Below are 18,296 nucleotides of genomic sequence, written 5' to 3' on the forward strand. Positions count from 1 at the left end.
CGAGATCGACTACGGTGGAATTTGATTTAGCGAATAGGCTTTAGCATGGAAAACTTTGGTGCCAAACTTCAGCATGCCGTACAGACAAAAGGCAATGCCGTTTGCGTTGGCTTGGACCCTCGTTTGGACCAGCTTCCTGAGGTTGTGCGTCTGGGCAAAAGTCCGGCCAGCGCGTATGAGGAATTCTGCTATCGGATCATCGACATAGTCGCACCGTTAGTTCCAGTTGTAAAACCTCAGGCGGCGTTTTTCGAAGCGCTTGGACCCACGGGATGTATTGCGCTGGCCAATGTAAATGCGTATGCTCAGCAGCGCGGCTTGATCGTGATCATGGACGCTAAACGCGGCGACATCGGCTCGACGGCAGAAGCCTATGCAGAGGCGTATTTGAGCGGCCGAGATTGTTTGTGGCATTGCGATTCGCTAACAGTCAATCCGTTTCTAGGGGATGACACGTTGGAGCCGTTTCGCGCAGCTTGCCAATCGCACGGTACGGGAATTTTCGTCTTGGTAAAAACGTCGAATCCCGGTAGCAGCTTTATTCAGCAAGCGACTTCCGATGGCGAGGATGTTTCGCATAAAGTTGCACGTTGGATTTCTAGAACCAATGCGCACTTTATGGAGGGGACGGATGCCAGCTATGGCCCGATCGGAGCGGTCGTAGGCGCAACCTATCCTGATGAACTGGCTCGCTTGCGTGACGAACTGAAGAATGCATGGCTGTTGATTCCCGGCTACGGAGCCCAAGGTGGCAAAGCGACTGAGCTTGCCGCTGCTTGGAATAGCGATGGTTTAGGGGCTGTAGTTAACAGTTCACGCGGAATCATTTTCGCCTATCGGAGTGCCCAAGAGTTTGCGCATGATTGGCTAGGTGCTGTCCGCAAAGCCACATTGGATATGATTGACGACCTGAACCGCAAGTAAAGTAACTGGAAGGACGAAACCATGATGCGCATCTCCCTGTTGTCTGCTTGTCTGGTTGTCTGCTTAGGTAGCTGGGCTATCAACGCGAATTATGCGACCCCTCCCCTGCCCGATCCTGGCTCCCAAGAAAATCCGGAGCTTGACGACCAGCAACTGAAGTTGCAGCCATTGGACCTGACGCAACCTTTGACGGTTGATGCTGATCCACTGCTGGCTGAGCTAACGGAGTTGTTTCTCAAGCAAGAGCAAAAGCCTAATGCAGAAGTTAAATCGCCACAGCCCAGAGGACTAACTGGCGCGAAAAGTTCGGCGGAATACTTTGCCGCTGAGCTACTCTTGAAGGCGGCCAGAGTCTTAGAAGCTGACTCCGCTGGCACGCTACCGGCCGCCGAGCGCAGCGAACAAGTCCAACGGATACGAAGTATGGCTGCAGAGCTAATCGCGAACTAGGCTTTGTTTCTAAAGGGCCCTGGCCTACAGTTTGTGCAGTTGGACGCGGTTGTAAGCCAACGCCATGGCAGTGCACTGCGGGTCGATGATCCCTGCTTGCACGTACTGAGGAATTGTCCATGTCGCATCGACGTCACAAGATTTCAACAGCACGCATTGGTCCGCTGCTAGCAGCGTTGCGCCGTAGATGGCAATCGAATCGGTAGTGGTCTGCCAACCTGGTTGCGGAGTCGGGTCGCTCAAACTCAGTGCACTGGCAGGCTCGTTGCTTGGGTTGTAAAACGCGCTGGAATCCACGAGGCAGACGCTTGCAGTAGTCGCTTTGGATTCGCAGCACTTTTGAAAGCATGTTGGTGTTGAAACGCGCAAAAGCGGAAGGTGCAACTTCGAGCGTTCCAAGATTTCCCATGCAATATCCGTGGTTGCTTTCAGCATCCAGACACACCGCCAGTGCATGCTTACTTCATCCAGACGATGGATGCGATCTAAATTTCGCATCGCTTCAATCGTTTCGCCGCCACCGACAATCAAGAAGTATTCGTGATCGCCGTTGTCGCTTAAGTACTGAACCAACCGGTCGCACCAATCGGAATGATCTAAATGGCTGCCACCAAGTTTTAAAACGATCCGTTTCATCATCCGACGATAGTTGTACGTTCTCGAAGTATGGCAATCGCGTAAGCGCAACTTGCTCGCGACAGTTCACGCCCAAGTGTGATTGATAACGATGCAATGGATCCGGTCCAGCCCAGTTCTTGCAACGTCGCGATGGCTAAAAAGTCACCGTGTCCGCTCAAGATAACTTGTTGGCAAGGTTCGCGGAACGCCTTCAACCTCTCTTGGATGGCCGTACGCAGCAAACTTCTCTGTCGATCAAACACTGCATTGGCCAAACCAACGATCAGTTCGTCCGTAACACAGTCGGCGTCGGTACCGATGGTACGGGCAAGTCGCTGGCGACTGTTGGCCAGGGATTGCGATTGGCCGTCGGCCGTGTCTGTGTTGTCGGCATCGCAGGGCACCAATTCGAGGATGCGAAAAGCGTCGCCGGCGGTGGCAAATTGCTCGTTGACGATGGGGTAAACGGTATTCTTGAATACAAAGTTTGAGATTAAGCCCGCAACGTTAGACCGCTGGATACCGGTGTAGACAAGTTCGTTTTTCTGTAAGCGGTCGAGATCCGTGCGAGAATGTGTGACCACTTTGCCAGCTTGTAGATTCAGAAGATCGGTCGTAGTGGACCCGATGTCGATCAGCAGTGTTGGCGAGCGAAACTCTATAGCGACGTAGGCTGCTAACGCATGCCAATTCGAAGCGGCAACGGACCACGGGTCCGCGATGGCTTGGTCCGCATTCATCCATTTTCCATCGACGCAATAGTAGTCGCATGGAAGGCCGAACGTTGCATGACGTGTGGCCTCGACGATAAATCGCACACCATCGCGGCGAGTGGCAAAGCAATCGGCCATCTCGCCAGTCATGGTAATAGCGATGCTATCGATATCATGGAACCTGCGTAGACCCGCGATTAACTCATCGGTCAATTCGCGGGCCCGTTTCCACATCGGGAAAGCGACCGAGTGTGCTTTGCCGCGAGAGTCCGCGAACTTGAGATTCGCGCCTCCGATATCGATCCCCAAGACGGCCATTACTGTGACGTCATTTGCGCGAACTGACGAAGTGCATCGGTGACGCGAATCATATCCGCTTGAGAGATTTCTTCCCAATCGCGGCAGCGGTGTCGAACGATCGCCAGCTTCATATGTTCAAAGGCCTCTGCGACATCGTCTGGCATTTGCGGCAAGCCAGCAAATGGATTGACCATCTCGATCGCATCAAAGTTGGTTTGGTTGTCATCATTGGCGGTAGCGACATTGGCGGAGTCGTTATCGGCATCGCCAAAGTCAGGGCCTTCGGCAAGCGGGCCGCTAGCGACGACGCGATCATCATCTTCGCGATCGCTGGCTTCTTGGTCTTCGATGGCCGTCAGGGCTTCGAAGCCGTCATCGGTTTCGACCGAGACGATATCTTTGCTTTCCGGAGTTTCATTCGGGTTGGCTCCGGTCGCTTGCCAGCGTTGATGTCGCATTTGCGAAACGCTCCATTCGCTTTGCGTCGCTCCCTCCAACCACAGTTCTGCATCATCCCAATCCAGAGCGGCAAGGAAGTGGCTCCAATACAATCGAGGGTATGTCGAGTGGGATTCACCGAATCGCGCGAATACTCGTCGCAAACGACCGACATGCTGAGCCGATACGCCTTCGACCTTTCGAGCCCAAGCTTCATCGCTGTAGGCCATGGCATCCAGCGATTGGGCGACTGCCGACTCTCGCCATTGGATAATGATTCGGCCCTTCTCCCAGTTCGTTTGGCTTACCAAGCGATTCCACTTCCCAACGTACTCGCTGGCAACGGAATCCTCTTGATCTGTATCGCGAAGAGGTTCTTCTGTGATAGTGTCGGCGTTTGATTCGACATTCACTTCGAACGGAATATCGTCCATTGCGGTGTCTGCATCGATTGCGCGAGAGGTGACTTTTTTCAAAACAGGTCGTTTGTCAGTTCCCTTACTCATAATCCTCAAGAGTGTATGTGTCTGCATGTTTGGAATCTGGCGAGGTCCGTGCATCTTCGAAGACCATCGCGGCGAGTTAAGTTTTGCGACACGAATCGAAATGGACTAGATGCAAAGGGATATTTTGTGGTGCGAAGGCCAAGTTGACCGTCCGTTATGCGGACCAATACGCCTAAATCGATTAGCGAGAGTTTGCAGCGGGCTTTGAAACTTACTCGCTTTCAACACGTTATCCACAAGCGTAACACTCGCTGTAGATGTGGATAAGCTGTTCGCATTTGGTAAATTGGATGGGCGCTAAGCTACCGACCAAGAAGTGCTGCTCCCACAACTACTAATAGCACGCTTAGCAACAGAAGGAGGAAGATCCAGACAATGATAGAAGTTCTATATTTTATGTGCGGAGTTTGCGCGATCACATTCTTGTAATCAGCAGAAAACACCATTGAGCCCTTGGGCGACCAAAGCAGATACAGCACGTAGACGCTGATCAAAGTCCCGATGGGGATTCCTAACAGACCGAACACGGCCACAATAGTTCCGATGAATCGTCCCAGTTTGTTCAAGCGACGGAGATTGATGGCGGCGACCAGTTGGATGATGGCCATCGCGGCCGACAGCAAAACAATGCCGATCGTTAATGGTAAGTCCCCTGCAACTTCTGCCGCGGTCTGAATTATGGCGAAAAGCGAAAACAAGAAATACATCATCGCTAAAACCGCGCCCAATCCGTACAGGAAACCAATCGATTTGATGGAAGCTTCGTGAGCGATATGCTTACGCCGAACAAGTTCTGCATCCACGTTGGCTATGCCGGGATCGTTTCGCAATTCAACGTCGGGATTGGCAGCGTAGGGATTAAACTGTGGTGGTTGGTTGGCTTGCATAGTTAAGGGGCTTGAAGGCGATTTTATAATGGAAGATGCATGTTGAGCGGGCAGTGAGCCGGAATATTCATGAAGCTATTCTACACCGACCATTTTGAGTTGCCTCTCCCCCCAGGACATCGGTTTCCGATGTCGAAGTATCGCTTGCTGCGCAATCGGATTGCGATGGATGCGGAGCATCGAGATGACGTGTTGTTGGTGCCTCAAGCGGCCACGAACCAGCAACTGCAGCTAGCTCATGATCCGGATTATATCCAGCGCGTGGTGGAGGGGCGGTTGAGCTCGCAAGAGATTCGTCGAATTGGTTTTCCATGGTCGGAAGCGATGGTGGAACGCTCGCGGCGCTCTAGTGGAGCGACGATAGCGGCTGCGAAAGTGGCTTTGCAGGAATCGATCGCGGTCAATCTCGCGGGCGGAACGCATCATGCAATGCGAGCAGCGGGAGAGGGTTACTGCGTCTTCAATGATGCAGCGGTTGCGATACGTTGCTTGATGGACCAAGGATTGATTCGACGAGCGGCTGTTGTGGATTGCGATGTGCACCAAGGCAACGGAACGGCGGAGATCTTTGACGGTGACTCTCGTGTGGTCACTTTTTCGATGCACGGTGAAAAGAACTTTCCATCCAGAAAGCATCCCAGTGTGATCGACATCGATCTGCCGGACGGGACGCAGGATGAGCAATATCTGCTGCAGTTGCAGGCAGGGCTGGATCGAACTCTGGAGCTAGGTCCATTTGATTTTGTGGTTTACCTCGCTGGCGCAGATCCCTTTGAGCGTGATCGGCTGGGGCGACTGAAGCTGTCGAAGGATGGTTTGCGGCGGCGGGATGAGTTGGTTTTGCAAACTTTTGTATTGCGAGAGAAGCTGCCTGTGGCGATTACAATGGCTGGCGGATATGCGCCGGATGTCAACGATATCGTGGACATCCATGCACAAACAATCCTTTGTGCGAAACAGGTTTGGCGAGAAAATGCGATTGGCAAGAACTTCTGTGATTGAAGAGGGGTTATAGAATCGCGACGCGTTATGGGCTAAACTTGCAGACCTTGCCCCACTGCTATCCCGCTCTGCGGATAGATCACTTGCCCCCCGCACTTAAAAACTAAATGAACAAGACATCTCGCTCGGTTGTCATTCTCATCTGTGTCATTGCATCGATTGGTTTCGCATTCGACATCTACGAATTGTTGATGTTGCCTCTGATTCTGAAAGATGCGCTGGCCAGTTTAGGCGGGATGGTGGATGGTCGACCGCGATTGACTCCTGGATCACCGGAATATACCCAGTGGGCGAGAACACTGTTTTTCGTACCGGCGATCATGGGCGGTATCTTTGGGTTGTTGGGCGGTTATTTGACCGACATGTTTGGTCGCCGTCGGGTTTTGACGTTCAGTATTCTGCTCTATGCATTCTCCGCTCTAGCGGCTGGTTTTTCGACCAGTATTGAGATGCTGCTGGTATGTCGCTGCTTGGTCTTTATTGGAGTTTGCGTTGAATTCGTGGCTGCGGTGGCTTGGCTAGCCGAACTGTTTGAGGAGCGAGACCAACGCGAACGAGTCTTGGGGTACACGCAAGCGTTTTCATCGCTGGGTGGTATTTTGGTAGCGTTCGCTTCCTGGATCGCTAACCGTTTTGCGGATGACTTTCCTGCGATTTATGGACAGCATGAAGCATGGCGTTACACGTTGATTTCGGGAGTCATTCCAGCTCTGCCATTGATTATCATACGCCCGTTCTTGCCGGAGAGTCCAGCATGGGCCGCCAAGCGTGCGGCGGGAACGTTGAAGCGTCCAAGCATTTTGGAGTTGTTTCAGCCCAGCTTAATACGCACTACGATTGTGACCACTTTGGTCTTTGCAGCCAGCTATGGATTGGCGTTTGGTGCGATTCAACAGTTACCTCAAATTCTGAGTGCCGCAGGTAAAGGTCACAAAGTGGTGTTAGCGGCTGGCCAAGCGAAGGTCGATCAAGAAGCTCAAAAGGCCGCTGAAAACAATCAGACATTGAGCCCAGGGAAGATTCAAGAGATTCGTGCCAGCGGCAGCGGTGAAGTGGTCGCGGGCATTCAAACTTGGCAAGAGATGGGTGGTTTGGTTGGGCGAGTTGCTTTAGCGATGTTGGCTGTTCGGATTGTCTCTCGCCGAAAGCTTTTCCGCATCTTCCAAATCCCGTCGCTTTTCGTTGTCCCCGGCTTGTTCTATTGGCTGTCCAATAACTTAGATGCCGACACGCTAACGCCGCTGAAGTTGGGGATCTTTGCCGCGGGGTTCTTTACCGTCGCTCAGTTCAGTTTCTGGGGTAACTACATTCCGATGGCGTTTCCGCTGCATTTGCGTGGGACGGGCGAGAGTTTCGCAGCCAACATTGGAGGTCGTATTTTGGGAACAGCCGCTGCTTGGATTACGCTGACGTTGTCTGCATCGACGCCTCCGGACCCAGCCAAGATTGCTTTATGGGGAGCGATCGTGGCGGGCAGTTATGCAATCGTGGGGACGGTACTTACCTTCTTCTTGCCGGAGCCGACCCACAATGCAGAAGACTGATGTTAGTTTGATTTCATAGCGGCCATGACCATCTTCATATCCTCCCAGGTCAGCTTTTTGGCTTCGGGAGTTCGCAGCAAGTAAGCTGGGTGATAAGTGACAGCGACCTGGGCCGCTCCATAGGGATGGAACTTACCTCGTAGTCGGCCGATGCCCATGGTCGTTTGGAGCACTGCTCGTGAAGCGACGGCCCCCAAGCAAACGATAAATCGTGGTTGCAGTACCTCCAGTTGCTTGATGAAGAAAGGTTGGCAATTGGATATTTCTTCATCGGTCGGCGTGCGGTTGTTTTGCGGGCGGCATTTGACTGCGTTCATAATGTAGACATCGTCGCGACGTAGATTCATGGCTGCGATGATTTTATCTAGCAGTTGACCGGCAGCGCCGACAAAGGGGATGCCTTGACGATCTTCATCGGCCCCTGGTCCTTCCCCTACAAACACCAGTTCCGCATTTGCATTGCCCACGCCATAAACCGTCTTGGTTCGCGAAGCAACAAGTTGCGGGCACTTTTGGCAAGCGGCAACAAGCTTCGCTTCGTCGTTGAGCACTACTAGTCGATCAGCCAGCTTCAGTTTTCGGCTTGTCCAGTTTCCTTTGGGAGCCAATTCGATTTGAACGGGGGCGGGTTTGGGCGGCGGCGATGGGAGCGAGAGCTCTTGAGAATTGGAGCTCAATTGCGGATTCACATGGGAGGCCGCTGTGGTGGCGTTGGAACTGGAGACTGGAACGTCGGCAACGATCGACTGCCCATGGCTTACCATCCATGCTTCGATCGTTTTCGAATCGCCGCGGGGCAGCCAATGAACGCCCGCTCGATGCAAGTTCTCGAGCGCTTGCGCGATTCCCAGTTGAAGATTGTTCTCTGCGGAGTGCTGCATCATCGCAATAGTGGGTGTTAAGCTGCTAGGGCTGGGTGGTGTGGGGTGGATGAGTCGTCTTTTCTGGTTGCATCGAGTTTAATTATTGCAAAGATTTTGCCGATTTGATTAAGTTTGACGGTTGGGGTGGTCGATGAGTACCAAAGGACGGGGGCTGGATTCGTGAGCTGGAGGCAAGTAGCCCAACCAGTAACGCGAATGTTCGGGTTATACATTGATTTTCCGCACGGAAGGCAGAAAAGTGAATCGTCTCATTGCCATCGGACTTATCTTAACCGCTTTTGCAGCGGACTTACAGGCTCAACAGCCGACGCCGGCCCGTCGCTCGCCTGCAGCCACCGTTCCAGCAAGAAATGCTGAACCGGCCACGAGCAGTTCACGTCGCCAGGTTAGTCCGGCCGCCACGGCTGCACAGCCTGCCGTAGCTGTTCAAGACAAAGCTGGACGGCCTGTGGGAACAGGCGTGCAAAAGGCAACTAATCCGGTCGTCAAAGCCAGTGCAATGCAAGCTGGTGAAGTCATTTATGACGAACATATGCCGATGCCGATGGCCAGTGGCCCAATCGTTTTTGACCGAGGACCTTCCATTGGCTGCGATAGTTGCGGTGGTGGATGTGGTGTTGGCGGGTGTGCGGCACCTCTTGGTTTTGGTGGCGTCAACATCTGCAATCCGCCAGCGGGTTCACGTCAGTTGGCGATTTGCTTGCCGAGCCACGGTTGGGCACAGTTCGATTACCTGAACTGGTATCAGCGTGGAATGGATGTGCCTCAGTTGGTAACAGGCACCGCGCCTGGTTACGTGTCGACCAATGCCTCTTCGCTCAACGACCGTCTGTTGACCGATGCGATTGATGGAGGACGCATGCGTTTTGGTTGGTGGTTTGCCAATAACCCCAATCTAGGTATCGAGCTTGAATACTTCCGCATGAGCAGTGCAGAGTTTGCTTTCGAGCAACGATCGACGGGAGCACCGTTCATTGGCCGTCCATTTTATGATATCGATCGAAATCAAGAAAATGCAATCCGTATAGCAGAAACAGGGAATTCAACCGGTTCAATCAACGTGGACGCGACTAGTCGACTACAAGGTGGAGCGGTTCGGCTTCGCAAGGCACTATGCTGCGGCGACTCGTGCAAGACATCTTGGATTTTTTGCACACCCGTAGCGACTCAAGCACGTGTTGACGCAACTGCTGGATGGAGAACACTGGAGCTTAACGAAGGTATCCGTATCCGAGCGACGACGAATCCAACGGCAGCGCCTGGAAGCTCCATCAGCCAAACGGACATTTTTGATGCTCGCAATATTTTTAACGGTGGAGAGATCGGATTCATGTGGCAAGGACGCCGCGGATACTGGACTTTGGATCTGTTGTTACGAACCGCGTTCGGCAACACTAACTCAGAAGTCGACATCGCAGGCTCATCGGAGTTTACCGTAGGAACGACGACGACGGCGGGAGTTGGTGGTTTACTGGCTTTGCCATCGAACATCGGAACCTATAGCAGCAATCAGTTCAGCGTCGTTCCTGAGGTCGGAGCGACTCTGGGATACCAGCTTACGGAACGAACGCGGGTGACCTTCGGATACACCATGATTTACTGGTCGAATGTGGCTCGACCTGGAGACCAGATCGATTTGGACATCAACAGGAACTTTATTCCTACAGAAGTCGGTCCAGGAAGTGGCGTTGGACTGCGTCGGCCAGGGTTGCCTGCGATCGAGCTGTCTAACTACTTTATCCATGGTTTCAACGTAGGAGCGGAATACCGCTGGTAAGGAATGTCGGATGCTGCCGTTTAGTGCAGGCGAATGATTTTGTCTAAAAAGCAGAATGGCTTGGAACTCTCGCACTCGAAAAGGGTCGAAAGTACCAAGCCATTTGTTTTGTTAGTTTAGGCAAAATATGCGTTTAATCGGTCTTAAAATGTGTTCCTTTGTCCCAGTGAAGCTTTGGGGGATGGGTTCCTTCGTCGATAAACCTGATAGATGCCCGAAGTTCGCTTCGACCCATATATGCGTAATAGTCCTCTTGGAGCGTTCAAAATGCTGCCTGCCGCTTTTCGAAATTTACTCAGCATTTTCAGCCGTGAGCCAAAATCGAACCGCAGAATCCGAACTCGTCGTGACCGGCGGTTGCTGAAGCTTGAGCAACTGGAAAATCGTCAATTGCTGGCTACTGACTTGGCGACGATCACCGGCATTGCATTTCTGGATGCCAACGATAACGGTGTCTTCGATTCTGGTAGTGAAACGCGGCTAGCCAACGTATCGGTAAGTCTGTTCTTGGATGATGGAGACGGTGTCTTTGAACCTACCGGTGACGATGGACCTGCACTGGCGAACGTCACGACCAATGCGCAAGGCATTTACGAGTTCGATCGATTGGAAGCTGGTACGTATTTTGTGCGCCAGACGATTGGGTCTGGTGACAGTAGCGGGCTGTTAGTCCGCGAAACAGTGCACACAGTCGTGATCACTCCGCTGCAGGCTCAGGGCAGTGAGACAATCATCGACGATTATAATACAGGTCTATCGGGCGGCGGAGCTCAGTTGGTAACAGCCGCTCCGGGTACAACAGCTTCCGATGGCCAGGACATCCCAGGCGTGCTTGGTGGCCAGCGAGACATCTTTATTGACAATACGGGCGTTAGCGGAAATGTGACGGCCGAAGTGGATGGTGCGGGGGCTGCAGCGAATCGTTTGCGATTTGAGGGGTCGACCGATGCGATTGGAACCATTTTCGTAATCTATGATGGAGCAGCAGATACCTTACCAGCGGAAAAAGAAACGGTTGAACAAAATGGATTGGGTGGGATCGATATTACCGAAGGCGGAACAAGAACCGCTTTCGCCTTTTCTGCATTCTCTGATTTCGACGTTTTCGTGGCAGTCACGGTATACGACGGGACCAATAGCCAAACGGTAACTCAGTTGGTGGCCGGTACGGGGTTGGCCAACGTCCTGGAAGAATTCCTTATTCCATTCAGTTCATTTACGAACGTTGACCTCGAAAGCGTTGGCGCTGTCGTTCTGGAGGTTGCAGTTACCAGTTCAGTCGATGGGATGATTGACTTCACTGGGACTGTTGGACCTACGGTCATCACACAGGATCTGCCAAACCTTAACCCGATGTCGATCGGAGATTTGGTTTTCGCGGATTCGAACAATAATGGTTTGTTCGATACGGGCGAAGTTGGCATCGCGGGGGTTCAACTGCAGTTATTCTTGGATGCTAACGGCAACGGCATTTTAGACACGGGTGAAACGGCGGTACTGGATGGAAGCAGTAACCCAGTGACCGCGACGACCGATAGCAACGGGAATTATCTGTTCACGAACCTGTTACCCAATAGTCCATCGCAAAGCTACATTATCGTTATTGATAACAGCCAGACTGCGTTAGCCAATCGCACGACCAGTACAGGGAACAATGTGTCGGGAGCGGCACCGGACCCCAGCGACAACGTTGACGATGACGACAATGGTACGTTATCTGGCGGGAACACCGTTTCTGGCGGGATCGTTTTGGTGGCGGGCGCAGAACCATCCAATAATGGTAACTCAAATCTAACCGTCGATTTTGGTTTCACACCCGAGTTGGATGTTTCGATTACCAAGTCGGGTACGGCGACAATCGATGCTGGTGGTAATATCACCTACACGTTGACTGTGACCAATAACTCGCCAATCGCAGCGACGAATGTCGTTGTAACCGATAATCTTCCAACTGGCGTAACCTTTGTTCCTAACGGTACGAACGGCAGTACATCTTCTGCGATTTGGACGGAGCAAACAGACCCCGATGCAGAATTGATTGCAACGATTGCCACGTTGGCGGCCAATACTAGTCAAGTATTGACTGTGGTGGTTTCAACCAATCCGGCGGCTCCTGCCACCACGCTCAGCAACGTTGCTTCTGTGACCTCTGATGGAATCGATACCAATCCAGCGAATAACGAAGATGACGCCGACACGGACATCACTCGCAATGCGGTGTTAACATTGACCAAAAGTGACGGTTCTCGCACGACAGTCAGTCCCGGTGATCAGTTTTCTTATGTGCTGACCGTAACTAATACGGGCGTTTCTACCGCGAACAATGTCACGTTGACCGACTTGTTGCCCGTCGGCTATACCTTCGTAAGCTTTGGAACAGGCAGCGAAGGCGATCCGCAGGTCGCTGACGTGGGCGGACGCGATCAAATCACGGCCGGTGTGACATCGCTGGACGTCAACGAAACCATGGTGGTCGAGATTGTGGTAGCCGTCGATCCAGCGATCACGGGAACCAGTATCACCAATTCGGCTACTGCCGACTCAGACGACAGTTCACCGGTAACGGCGGATGACACCAACACGATTGTCAGAAATTTGGACTTGGGAATTACCAAGACGGTTTCGTCACCGACAGTGGGCGTGGGAGGGCAAGTGACCTACACACTCACCGTAACCAACAACGGTCCTTCGGCAGTGACAGGGGTTGAAGTCGATGACGATCTCCCTGCTGGATTTACATTAGCTACGGTCGGCAATCCAACGAGCATTGTGAGCGATGTCACTTCCACTCGCGATTTCATTTGGAATGTTGGTGATTTAGCTGTGGATCAAGTTGCGACAGTGCAAGTCATTGTGGACGTTGGCACATCGGTTACACCTGGAGCTTTCGTAAATTCGGCGACTATCGCCGTCGACAGATTGACGGGCTTTACAGATACCGTGACCAGCAACAACTCAGACTCAGTGTCAGTCACCGTGCAGCCTCGCTTTGATCTGCTAATAACCAAAGACGATAACCTTAGTTCTGTCACTACTGGCCAATTGGTAACATACACTCTGACGGTGAACAACGATGGTCCGAGTGCAGCCACGAACGTGGTGGTCACTGACGCATTGCCAGCTTCGCTCGAGTTCATTTCGGCGACCAGTAACTCAGCGAGTATCGGAACCATCACTGGGCAAAATTTCACCGCCACTATTCCAACGCTTGCATCTGGCCAAACACGCACGATTGATTTGGTTGTCCGAGTACGGCCTAGCGCGACGGGAACAAGCATTACCAACACGGCCACAGTTACAGCAGACGATGCCGGAACCTTTGAGATTGGAACTCGTCCCAACACGGACAGCGATGTCAACACGTTGGATCGCGTGGTAGTACTGAATATCAATAAGACAGATACGGCCGATCCGGTTTTGGCAGGCACAGCTTTCTCTTACATCGTCACCGCGTTTAATAGTGGATCTGCTGATGCACCTAGCGTACTTTTCAGCGATCCGTTGCCTGCTGGCGTGAACTTTGTAAGTGGTACATTCACCGTCAACGAAACGGTTCCTCGCACGGGAACGGTTACATTCAATTCGGCGACAAATCGTTTAGAAGCGAACTTAGGTACGTTGCTGGCGAATGGAAGTTCGACGGTCAATCGCGCACTGATCACTCTAAACGTGACCGCCGCGGGAACGACTGTGGGATCGGTGTCCAATACCGCAACGTTAACAAGTCCCGACAATACGGTTGGTGTCAGTGATACGGAAACCACGACGATTAATCCAAGTTTTGATCTGACTGTCACGAAAACCGATGGGGTCAGCGAAATCGCCGTCGGACAGAATTTGACTTACACGATTGTGGTAACCAATAGTGGGCCATCGACTGCCAGCGGGATTACCGTCACCGACGTGCTGCCAGCGCAATTAACCTTTGTAAGTGTCGCAAGTACGCTTGGTACATTCACGCAAAGCGCCGGTACCGTCAGTGGGACCATTCCGACTCTGACGTCAGGACAGAGAGCAACGATCACCATAGTTGCTAGTGTACGAAACGATGTCCCTGACGAAACGTTGATTAGCAATACGACGTCAGTTTCGGTTGCGAGTGGTTCTGGAGAGACCAATACTAACAATAACAGTGCAACGGACACGACTGTCGTACGCAGCTTTGGCGCAATCACCGGGCTTGTTTATATCGACGCAAATCGTAGCAATTCGCCGACTCCCGGCGTTGACCGACCGCTGAGCGGGGTGACGATTGAGTTGACTGGCGTTGTCGATGGTACCAGCACACCTATAACGCCGATCACTGTCGTGACCGACGCGAATGGCCAATTTGCATTCTCGAATCTGAGGGTTGGGACTTACAGCCTAAGACAAGTTCAACCAGCAGGATTTATCGATGGAGCTGAAACGGTGGGCTCTGGTGGTGGGACGGTCAGTAGTAATGACTTAATCTCCGGAATCCGTGTCACGGCCAGTCAAACCGCGTCGGGATATGCTTTCGGAGAGATAGTACCACTGAGCATCATGGATCTGTCCTGTATTGACCTTGAGGAGATGGCTGCCCTGGGCTTCATCTAAGCAGAATTGATTTAGGGCAGTTCCGTGCGAGCCGCAGAGGCGATTTCGAAGCATGCGGCGCAAACTCGGGGTGGATGTCATGAGCCGTTATGCTCTGCTCGATCAACTCGCGTAACGGCTTTTGCCGCTACCGGCTTCAGCACGTCCAATGACGCTGACCTCATAGCCTTCTGCGGCGATCATATTGCGGATGTTGTCGGCATAGTACTCGCTGACGCTCAGGACTAATCCCAAGCCCATGTTAAAGACATGGTCCATTTCCGAAGGCGGGATTTGGCCAAGTTCTTGAAGCCAGGTAAACACTGGTAGAACGCTCCAAGTGCCACGCTCAAAGACAAGATCGACCGTTGAGGGCAGAATTCGCTCGGTGTTCTCCAGCAGTCCGCCGCCTGTAATGTGGGCGATGCCATGCACAACGCTTTTGACTCGATAGTGTTGTAGTACACGTCGAACAAGTTTGGCGTAGATCAGCGTTGGAGTCATCAAGACATCGGCCACGGTGCTCTCCAACTCGGGAATATACGCGTCGATGGCGAGTTTGGCTTTATCGAAGACGACTTTGCGAACCAATGAGTACCCGTTGCTGTGTAAACCCGACGATGCGACGCCCAGCAGGACATCGCCGGGGACAATCTCTTTTCCGGTGATAATATCTTTGCGATCGACCACGCCCACGCAAAAGCCCGCAACGTCATATTCATCACCATGATAAATGTCGGGCATGATGGCAGTTTCGCCGCCCAGCAAAGAACAGTCGGCTTGGATGCATCCCTCGGAAACGCCGCGGACAATCGCTTCCAGCAGGGGTGGGATATCGCGAGACATCGCAATATAGTCCAAGAAGAAAAGCGGTTCGGCTCCGTTGCACAAACAATCGTTCACGCACATGGCAACCAAGTCGATACCAATGGTATCGTGTCGTCCGCACATGGAAGCGACCTTTAGTTTGGTGCCAACACCATCGGTACCTGAGACCAGGACGGGTTCTTTGTAGTTTCGCGCGAACAGGGAATTGGCAAAATCTAGGGCGTACAGTCCCGCAAAGCCGCCGTCATTGCGGATGACTCGTGGACTAAAGGTCCGATGCATTAACTTCGGTAGCCGACGCATCGCGTCTTCATAGAGCTCTAAATCTACGCCGCTGTCTTTGTAAGTTGTCATTTCAGGCTTCTAGTTTGACACCAAATCAAGGTGCTAAATGGAATATGTTCGAGCCAGATTATGACCGACACAAGCCATTTCTGTTAGGGTGGACCCGCAGAATCTTGCTGGCAATCATCCGTGAAAAAGTCGATAAAAAGACTATTGCATGGGGGGCGAGGTGGGTACGATGCAGATATTGAACGTAATTGGAGGTCAGAAGGAAAGCTGCGGGCGGGCGGCGTTCTACCGAAAGCGTTAAAGTTTGCCAAGCTAGAAGAGTTTTTGTACTTGTCGCATTAGACTTTCATCCTCTGTTTTTTCGCACCAATATCCACATTTGAGTCACGTTTCCTAGGAAGGGGAGTGCTATGGTTGGCTTGTCTAGGTCGAACACATCGACGAACAAATCACCTCGCCCTCGGAAAGGAAGCAGACCGGCCATGCTCATGCGGCAACCGCTCCCTGAATTACAATTCACTTATACACTGCCATACGGAGCGAACGTCTCCGATCGTGGCGTCCAATTCACTATATTCTCGCGGTCAGCGACCGCGATGCGAATCCTCCTATATAACGATGTTGAAGATCGTGAACCAAGCGAAATCATTGAGCTTGATCGTTCCACCGATCGCTGGGGGGATGTCTGGAGTGTCTTTATTCCAGGCCTCAAAGCAGGACAACTTTATCACTTTCAAGCCAACGGTCCTTTTGATCCTGAAATTGGTCAATGGTTCGACGGCAGCGCTCGCCTGATCGATCCCTATGCGAAAGCGCTCTCGGGCGTTTTTCAGAAATCCACCGATGGATTGATTCGGCCGCCGAAATGCGTCGTTGTTGATGATCATTTCGATTGGGAGGGCGATCGCCATGTGCGACGGCCTTTGTCAGAATCGATCATCTATGAGATGCATGTAAAAGGTTTTACGCAGAGCAAGACTGCCAAGGTCAAGCATCCTGGCTCTTACCTCGGTATCATTGAAAAGATTCCGTACTTAAAGAGCCTCGGAATTACCGCGGTTGAGCTAATGCCGGTGCATGAGTTCCCTACCAATGATTTTCACGGTCATGTCCATGAACGAGCGAACTATTGGGGCTACGATCCGCTAGCTTTCTTTGCGCCGCACCGTGGTTACGCTCATGATAAGACGCCGGGGGCTCAGGTCAACGAGTTCAAGGAAATGGTCAAGGCGCTGCATCAAGCAGGAATCGAAGTCATCCTGGATGTCGTCTTCAATCACACTTGCGAAGGCAACGAACGGGGCCCTGTCCTGTCGTTCAAGGGCTTGGAGAATCAAGTCTACTACATCTTGAGTGGGGGGGGGGCGTATTACAACAACTACAGCGGCTGCGGCAATACGTTCAACGGGAACCACCCAATCTGTCGCGAACTGATTTTCCATTGTTTGCGACACTGGGTACACAACTATCACGTCGACGGTTTCCGCTTTGATTTGGCCAGCATCCTGTCGCGTGACCGATATGGTAATTTGATGCCAGATCCTCCGTTGGTGGAGATGATTGCAGAAGATCCGATGTTGGCTGATACCAAGATCATCGCAGAAGCTTGGGATGCAGCAGGTGCGTATCAAGTTGGATCATTCGGTGACTTGCGTTGGGCTGAATGGAATGGACGATATCGCGATGACATTCGTCGATATTGGCGCGGCGACAGTGGACTGACGGGTGCACTTGCCACGCGCATTAGCGGCTCAAGCGATCTGTACGAACATGCTGGACGAGCTCCGTTTTGCAGTATCAACTTCATTACGTCGCATGATGGTTTCACCATGAACGACCTTGTCTCGTACAAGGATAAGCACAATGAAGCCAACGGCGAAGGTAATCGCGATGGCGATAACAATAACGCCAGCGATAACTACGGTGTAGAAGGGCCGACGCGGCGCAAGTCGATTGAAGAATTGCGACTGCGACAGATTAAGAACATGATGAGCACGCTGCTGCTCAGTCAGGGAGTGCCCATGATGGTGATGGGCGATGAGATACGTCGCACGCAGAAGGGCAACAACAATGCGTATTGCCAAGACAACGATATCTCTTGGTTCAACTGGAATTTGGTCGAAAGCAACAAAGACTTGTTGCGATTCGTGCAGACTTTAATCGAATTTCGCAAGAGCCAACCTTCCTTGTTGCGTGACCAATTCCTCACGGGACGACCTCAAGATCAACGCGGCGTGCCTGACGTGAGTTGGTTTGAATCCACTGGCCAAGCGATCAATTGGGATGCCCCTGATGGGACTGTTGTTTGCTGGTTAGCGAAACCTGCTCCGTCGGCTGATCCGAATGGTTTCGGACGCGATATTCTGATGCTATTTAATGGCACTCCTGAAACTCGTACGTTTATCATGCCCGAATCGGTGCGTGGAACTCGCTGGCGATTGTTCATGGACACTCAGTCACCAAGTCCGAACGATATATTTCCGGATATGGATGGCCCTGAACTGCCCGCGACGCGACATGTTCAGATGATGTACCGGTCTTGTGCAGTTTATGTATCGGACTGCTAAAGCCCAA

The 18,296-nt window shown here is 52.2% G+C and carries 14 protein-coding genes; 8 read left to right on the top strand and 6 right to left on the bottom strand.

All coding sequences use genetic code 11. The features are described 5' to 3' along the window. Positions 1-45 precede the first annotated feature (45 nt). Both pyrF and SH302x_RS08325 read left to right on the top strand, forming a co-directional pair. Positions 46-924: an orotidine-5'-phosphate decarboxylase gene (gene pyrF, locus SH302x_RS08320; protein WP_479368267.1), complete on the top strand. Its 879-nt coding sequence runs from the start codon at positions 46-48 to the stop codon at positions 922-924. 21 nt (positions 925-945) lie between these two features. Next, on the top strand, positions 946-1,374 hold the full coding sequence (locus tag SH302x_RS08325) for a hypothetical protein (RefSeq protein WP_479368268.1): 429 nt from the start codon (positions 946-948) through the stop codon (positions 1,372-1,374). 24 nt (positions 1,375-1,398) lie between these two features. Here the strand turns inward: SH302x_RS08325 and SH302x_RS08330 are convergent, their stop codons facing one another. The 4 genes from SH302x_RS08330 to SH302x_RS08345 form a co-directional block, all read right to left on the bottom strand. Then, positions 1,399-2,013, bottom strand: a complete 615-nt coding sequence (locus SH302x_RS08330; RefSeq protein ID WP_479368269.1) for a hypothetical protein — start codon at positions 2,011-2,013, stop codon at positions 1,399-1,401. Beyond that, positions 2,010-3,023 (bottom strand): hydantoinase/oxoprolinase family protein, encoded by a 1,014-nt coding sequence (locus tag SH302x_RS08335; protein ID WP_479368270.1) that lies wholly within the window; start codon positions 3,021-3,023, stop codon positions 2,010-2,012. The genes SH302x_RS08330 and SH302x_RS08335 overlap by 4 nt, the downstream gene beginning before the upstream one ends. Then, positions 3,023-3,949 (bottom strand): hypothetical protein, encoded by a 927-nt coding sequence (locus SH302x_RS08340; protein WP_479368271.1) that lies wholly within the window; start codon positions 3,947-3,949, stop codon positions 3,023-3,025. The genes SH302x_RS08335 and SH302x_RS08340 overlap by 1 nt, the downstream gene beginning before the upstream one ends. Positions 3,950-4,251: 302 nt before the next feature. After that, positions 4,252-4,836 (bottom strand): hypothetical protein, encoded by a 585-nt coding sequence (locus tag SH302x_RS08345; RefSeq protein WP_479368272.1) that lies wholly within the window; start codon positions 4,834-4,836, stop codon positions 4,252-4,254. 69 nt (positions 4,837-4,905) lie between these two features. On the opposite strand from SH302x_RS08345, the gene SH302x_RS08350 reads away from it, so the two are divergent. Next, complete coding sequence (locus SH302x_RS08350; protein WP_479368273.1) at positions 4,906-5,838, top strand: histone deacetylase family protein; 933 nt, start codon at positions 4,906-4,908, stop codon at positions 5,836-5,838. Positions 5,839-5,945: 107 nt separating this feature from the next. Beyond that, positions 5,946-7,382 (top strand): MFS transporter, encoded by a 1,437-nt coding sequence (locus tag SH302x_RS08355; protein WP_479368274.1) that lies wholly within the window; start codon positions 5,946-5,948, stop codon positions 7,380-7,382. Between the two features lie 2 nt (positions 7,383-7,384). Here the strand turns inward: SH302x_RS08355 and SH302x_RS08360 are convergent, their stop codons facing one another. Beyond that, positions 7,385-8,266: a uracil-DNA glycosylase gene (locus SH302x_RS08360; protein ID WP_479368275.1), complete on the bottom strand. Its 882-nt coding sequence runs from the start codon at positions 8,264-8,266 to the stop codon at positions 7,385-7,387. Positions 8,267-8,504: 238 nt separating this feature from the next. Here SH302x_RS08360 and SH302x_RS08365 point away from each other — a divergent pair, with 238 nt between their 5' ends. Both SH302x_RS08365 and SH302x_RS08370 read left to right on the top strand, forming a co-directional pair. Continuing rightward, the gene (locus tag SH302x_RS08365) at positions 8,505-10,043 is read left to right on the top strand and encodes a BBP7 family outer membrane beta-barrel protein (RefSeq protein ID WP_479368276.1); all 1,539 of its coding nucleotides are present in this window, start codon (positions 8,505-8,507) and stop codon (positions 10,041-10,043) included. Positions 10,044-10,280: 237 nt separating this feature from the next. Then, positions 10,281-14,621: a beta strand repeat-containing protein gene (locus SH302x_RS08370; protein ID WP_479368277.1), complete on the top strand. Its 4,341-nt coding sequence runs from the start codon at positions 10,281-10,283 to the stop codon at positions 14,619-14,621. Between the two features lie 102 nt (positions 14,622-14,723). Here the strand turns inward: SH302x_RS08370 and purM are convergent, their stop codons facing one another. After that, complete coding sequence (purM, locus tag SH302x_RS08375) at positions 14,724-15,782, bottom strand: phosphoribosylformylglycinamidine cyclo-ligase (RefSeq protein WP_479368278.1); 1,059 nt, start codon at positions 15,780-15,782, stop codon at positions 14,724-14,726. 120 nt (positions 15,783-15,902) lie between these two features. On the opposite strand from purM, the gene SH302x_RS08380 reads away from it, so the two are divergent. Next, the gene (locus SH302x_RS08380) at positions 15,903-16,064 is read left to right on the top strand and encodes a hypothetical protein (protein WP_479368279.1); all 162 of its coding nucleotides are present in this window, start codon (positions 15,903-15,905) and stop codon (positions 16,062-16,064) included. Between the two features lie 140 nt (positions 16,065-16,204). Beyond that, a complete protein-coding gene (gene glgX / locus SH302x_RS08385; RefSeq protein ID WP_479368280.1) occupies positions 16,205-18,289 on the top strand; it encodes a glycogen debranching protein GlgX in 2,085 nt (694 codons plus the stop codon). The last annotated feature ends 7 nt before the right edge of the window (positions 18,290-18,296 follow it).

It is taken from the genome of Njordella calcicola, from assembly GCF_056494125.1.

Coding starts and splice junctions, on each gene's coding strand:
- pyrF (WP_479368267.1), top strand. CDS start 46: ATGGAAAACTTTGGTGCCAAACTTCAGCATGCCGTACAGACAAAAGGC.
- SH302x_RS08325 (WP_479368268.1), top strand. CDS start 946: ATGATGCGCATCTCCCTGTTGTCTGCTTGTCTGGTTGTCTGCTTAGGT.
- SH302x_RS08330 (WP_479368269.1), bottom strand. CDS start 2,013: ATGATGAAACGGATCGTTTTAAAACTTGGTGGCAGCCATTTAGATCAT.
- SH302x_RS08335 (WP_479368270.1), bottom strand. CDS start 3,023: ATGGCCGTCTTGGGGATCGATATCGGAGGCGCGAATCTCAAGTTCGCG.
- SH302x_RS08340 (WP_479368271.1), bottom strand. CDS start 3,949: ATGAGTAAGGGAACTGACAAACGACCTGTTTTGAAAAAAGTCACCTCT.
- SH302x_RS08345 (WP_479368272.1), bottom strand. CDS start 4,836: ATGCAAGCCAACCAACCACCACAGTTTAATCCCTACGCTGCCAATCCC.
- SH302x_RS08350 (WP_479368273.1), top strand. CDS start 4,906: ATGAAGCTATTCTACACCGACCATTTTGAGTTGCCTCTCCCCCCAGGA.
- SH302x_RS08355 (WP_479368274.1), top strand. CDS start 5,946: ATGAACAAGACATCTCGCTCGGTTGTCATTCTCATCTGTGTCATTGCA.
- SH302x_RS08360 (WP_479368275.1), bottom strand. CDS start 8,266: ATGATGCAGCACTCCGCAGAGAACAATCTTCAACTGGGAATCGCGCAA.
- SH302x_RS08370 (WP_479368277.1), top strand. CDS start 10,281: ATGCGTAATAGTCCTCTTGGAGCGTTCAAAATGCTGCCTGCCGCTTTT.
- purM (WP_479368278.1), bottom strand. CDS start 15,782: ATGACAACTTACAAAGACAGCGGCGTAGATTTAGAGCTCTATGAAGAC.
- glgX (WP_479368280.1), top strand. CDS start 16,205: ATGCTCATGCGGCAACCGCTCCCTGAATTACAATTCACTTATACACTG.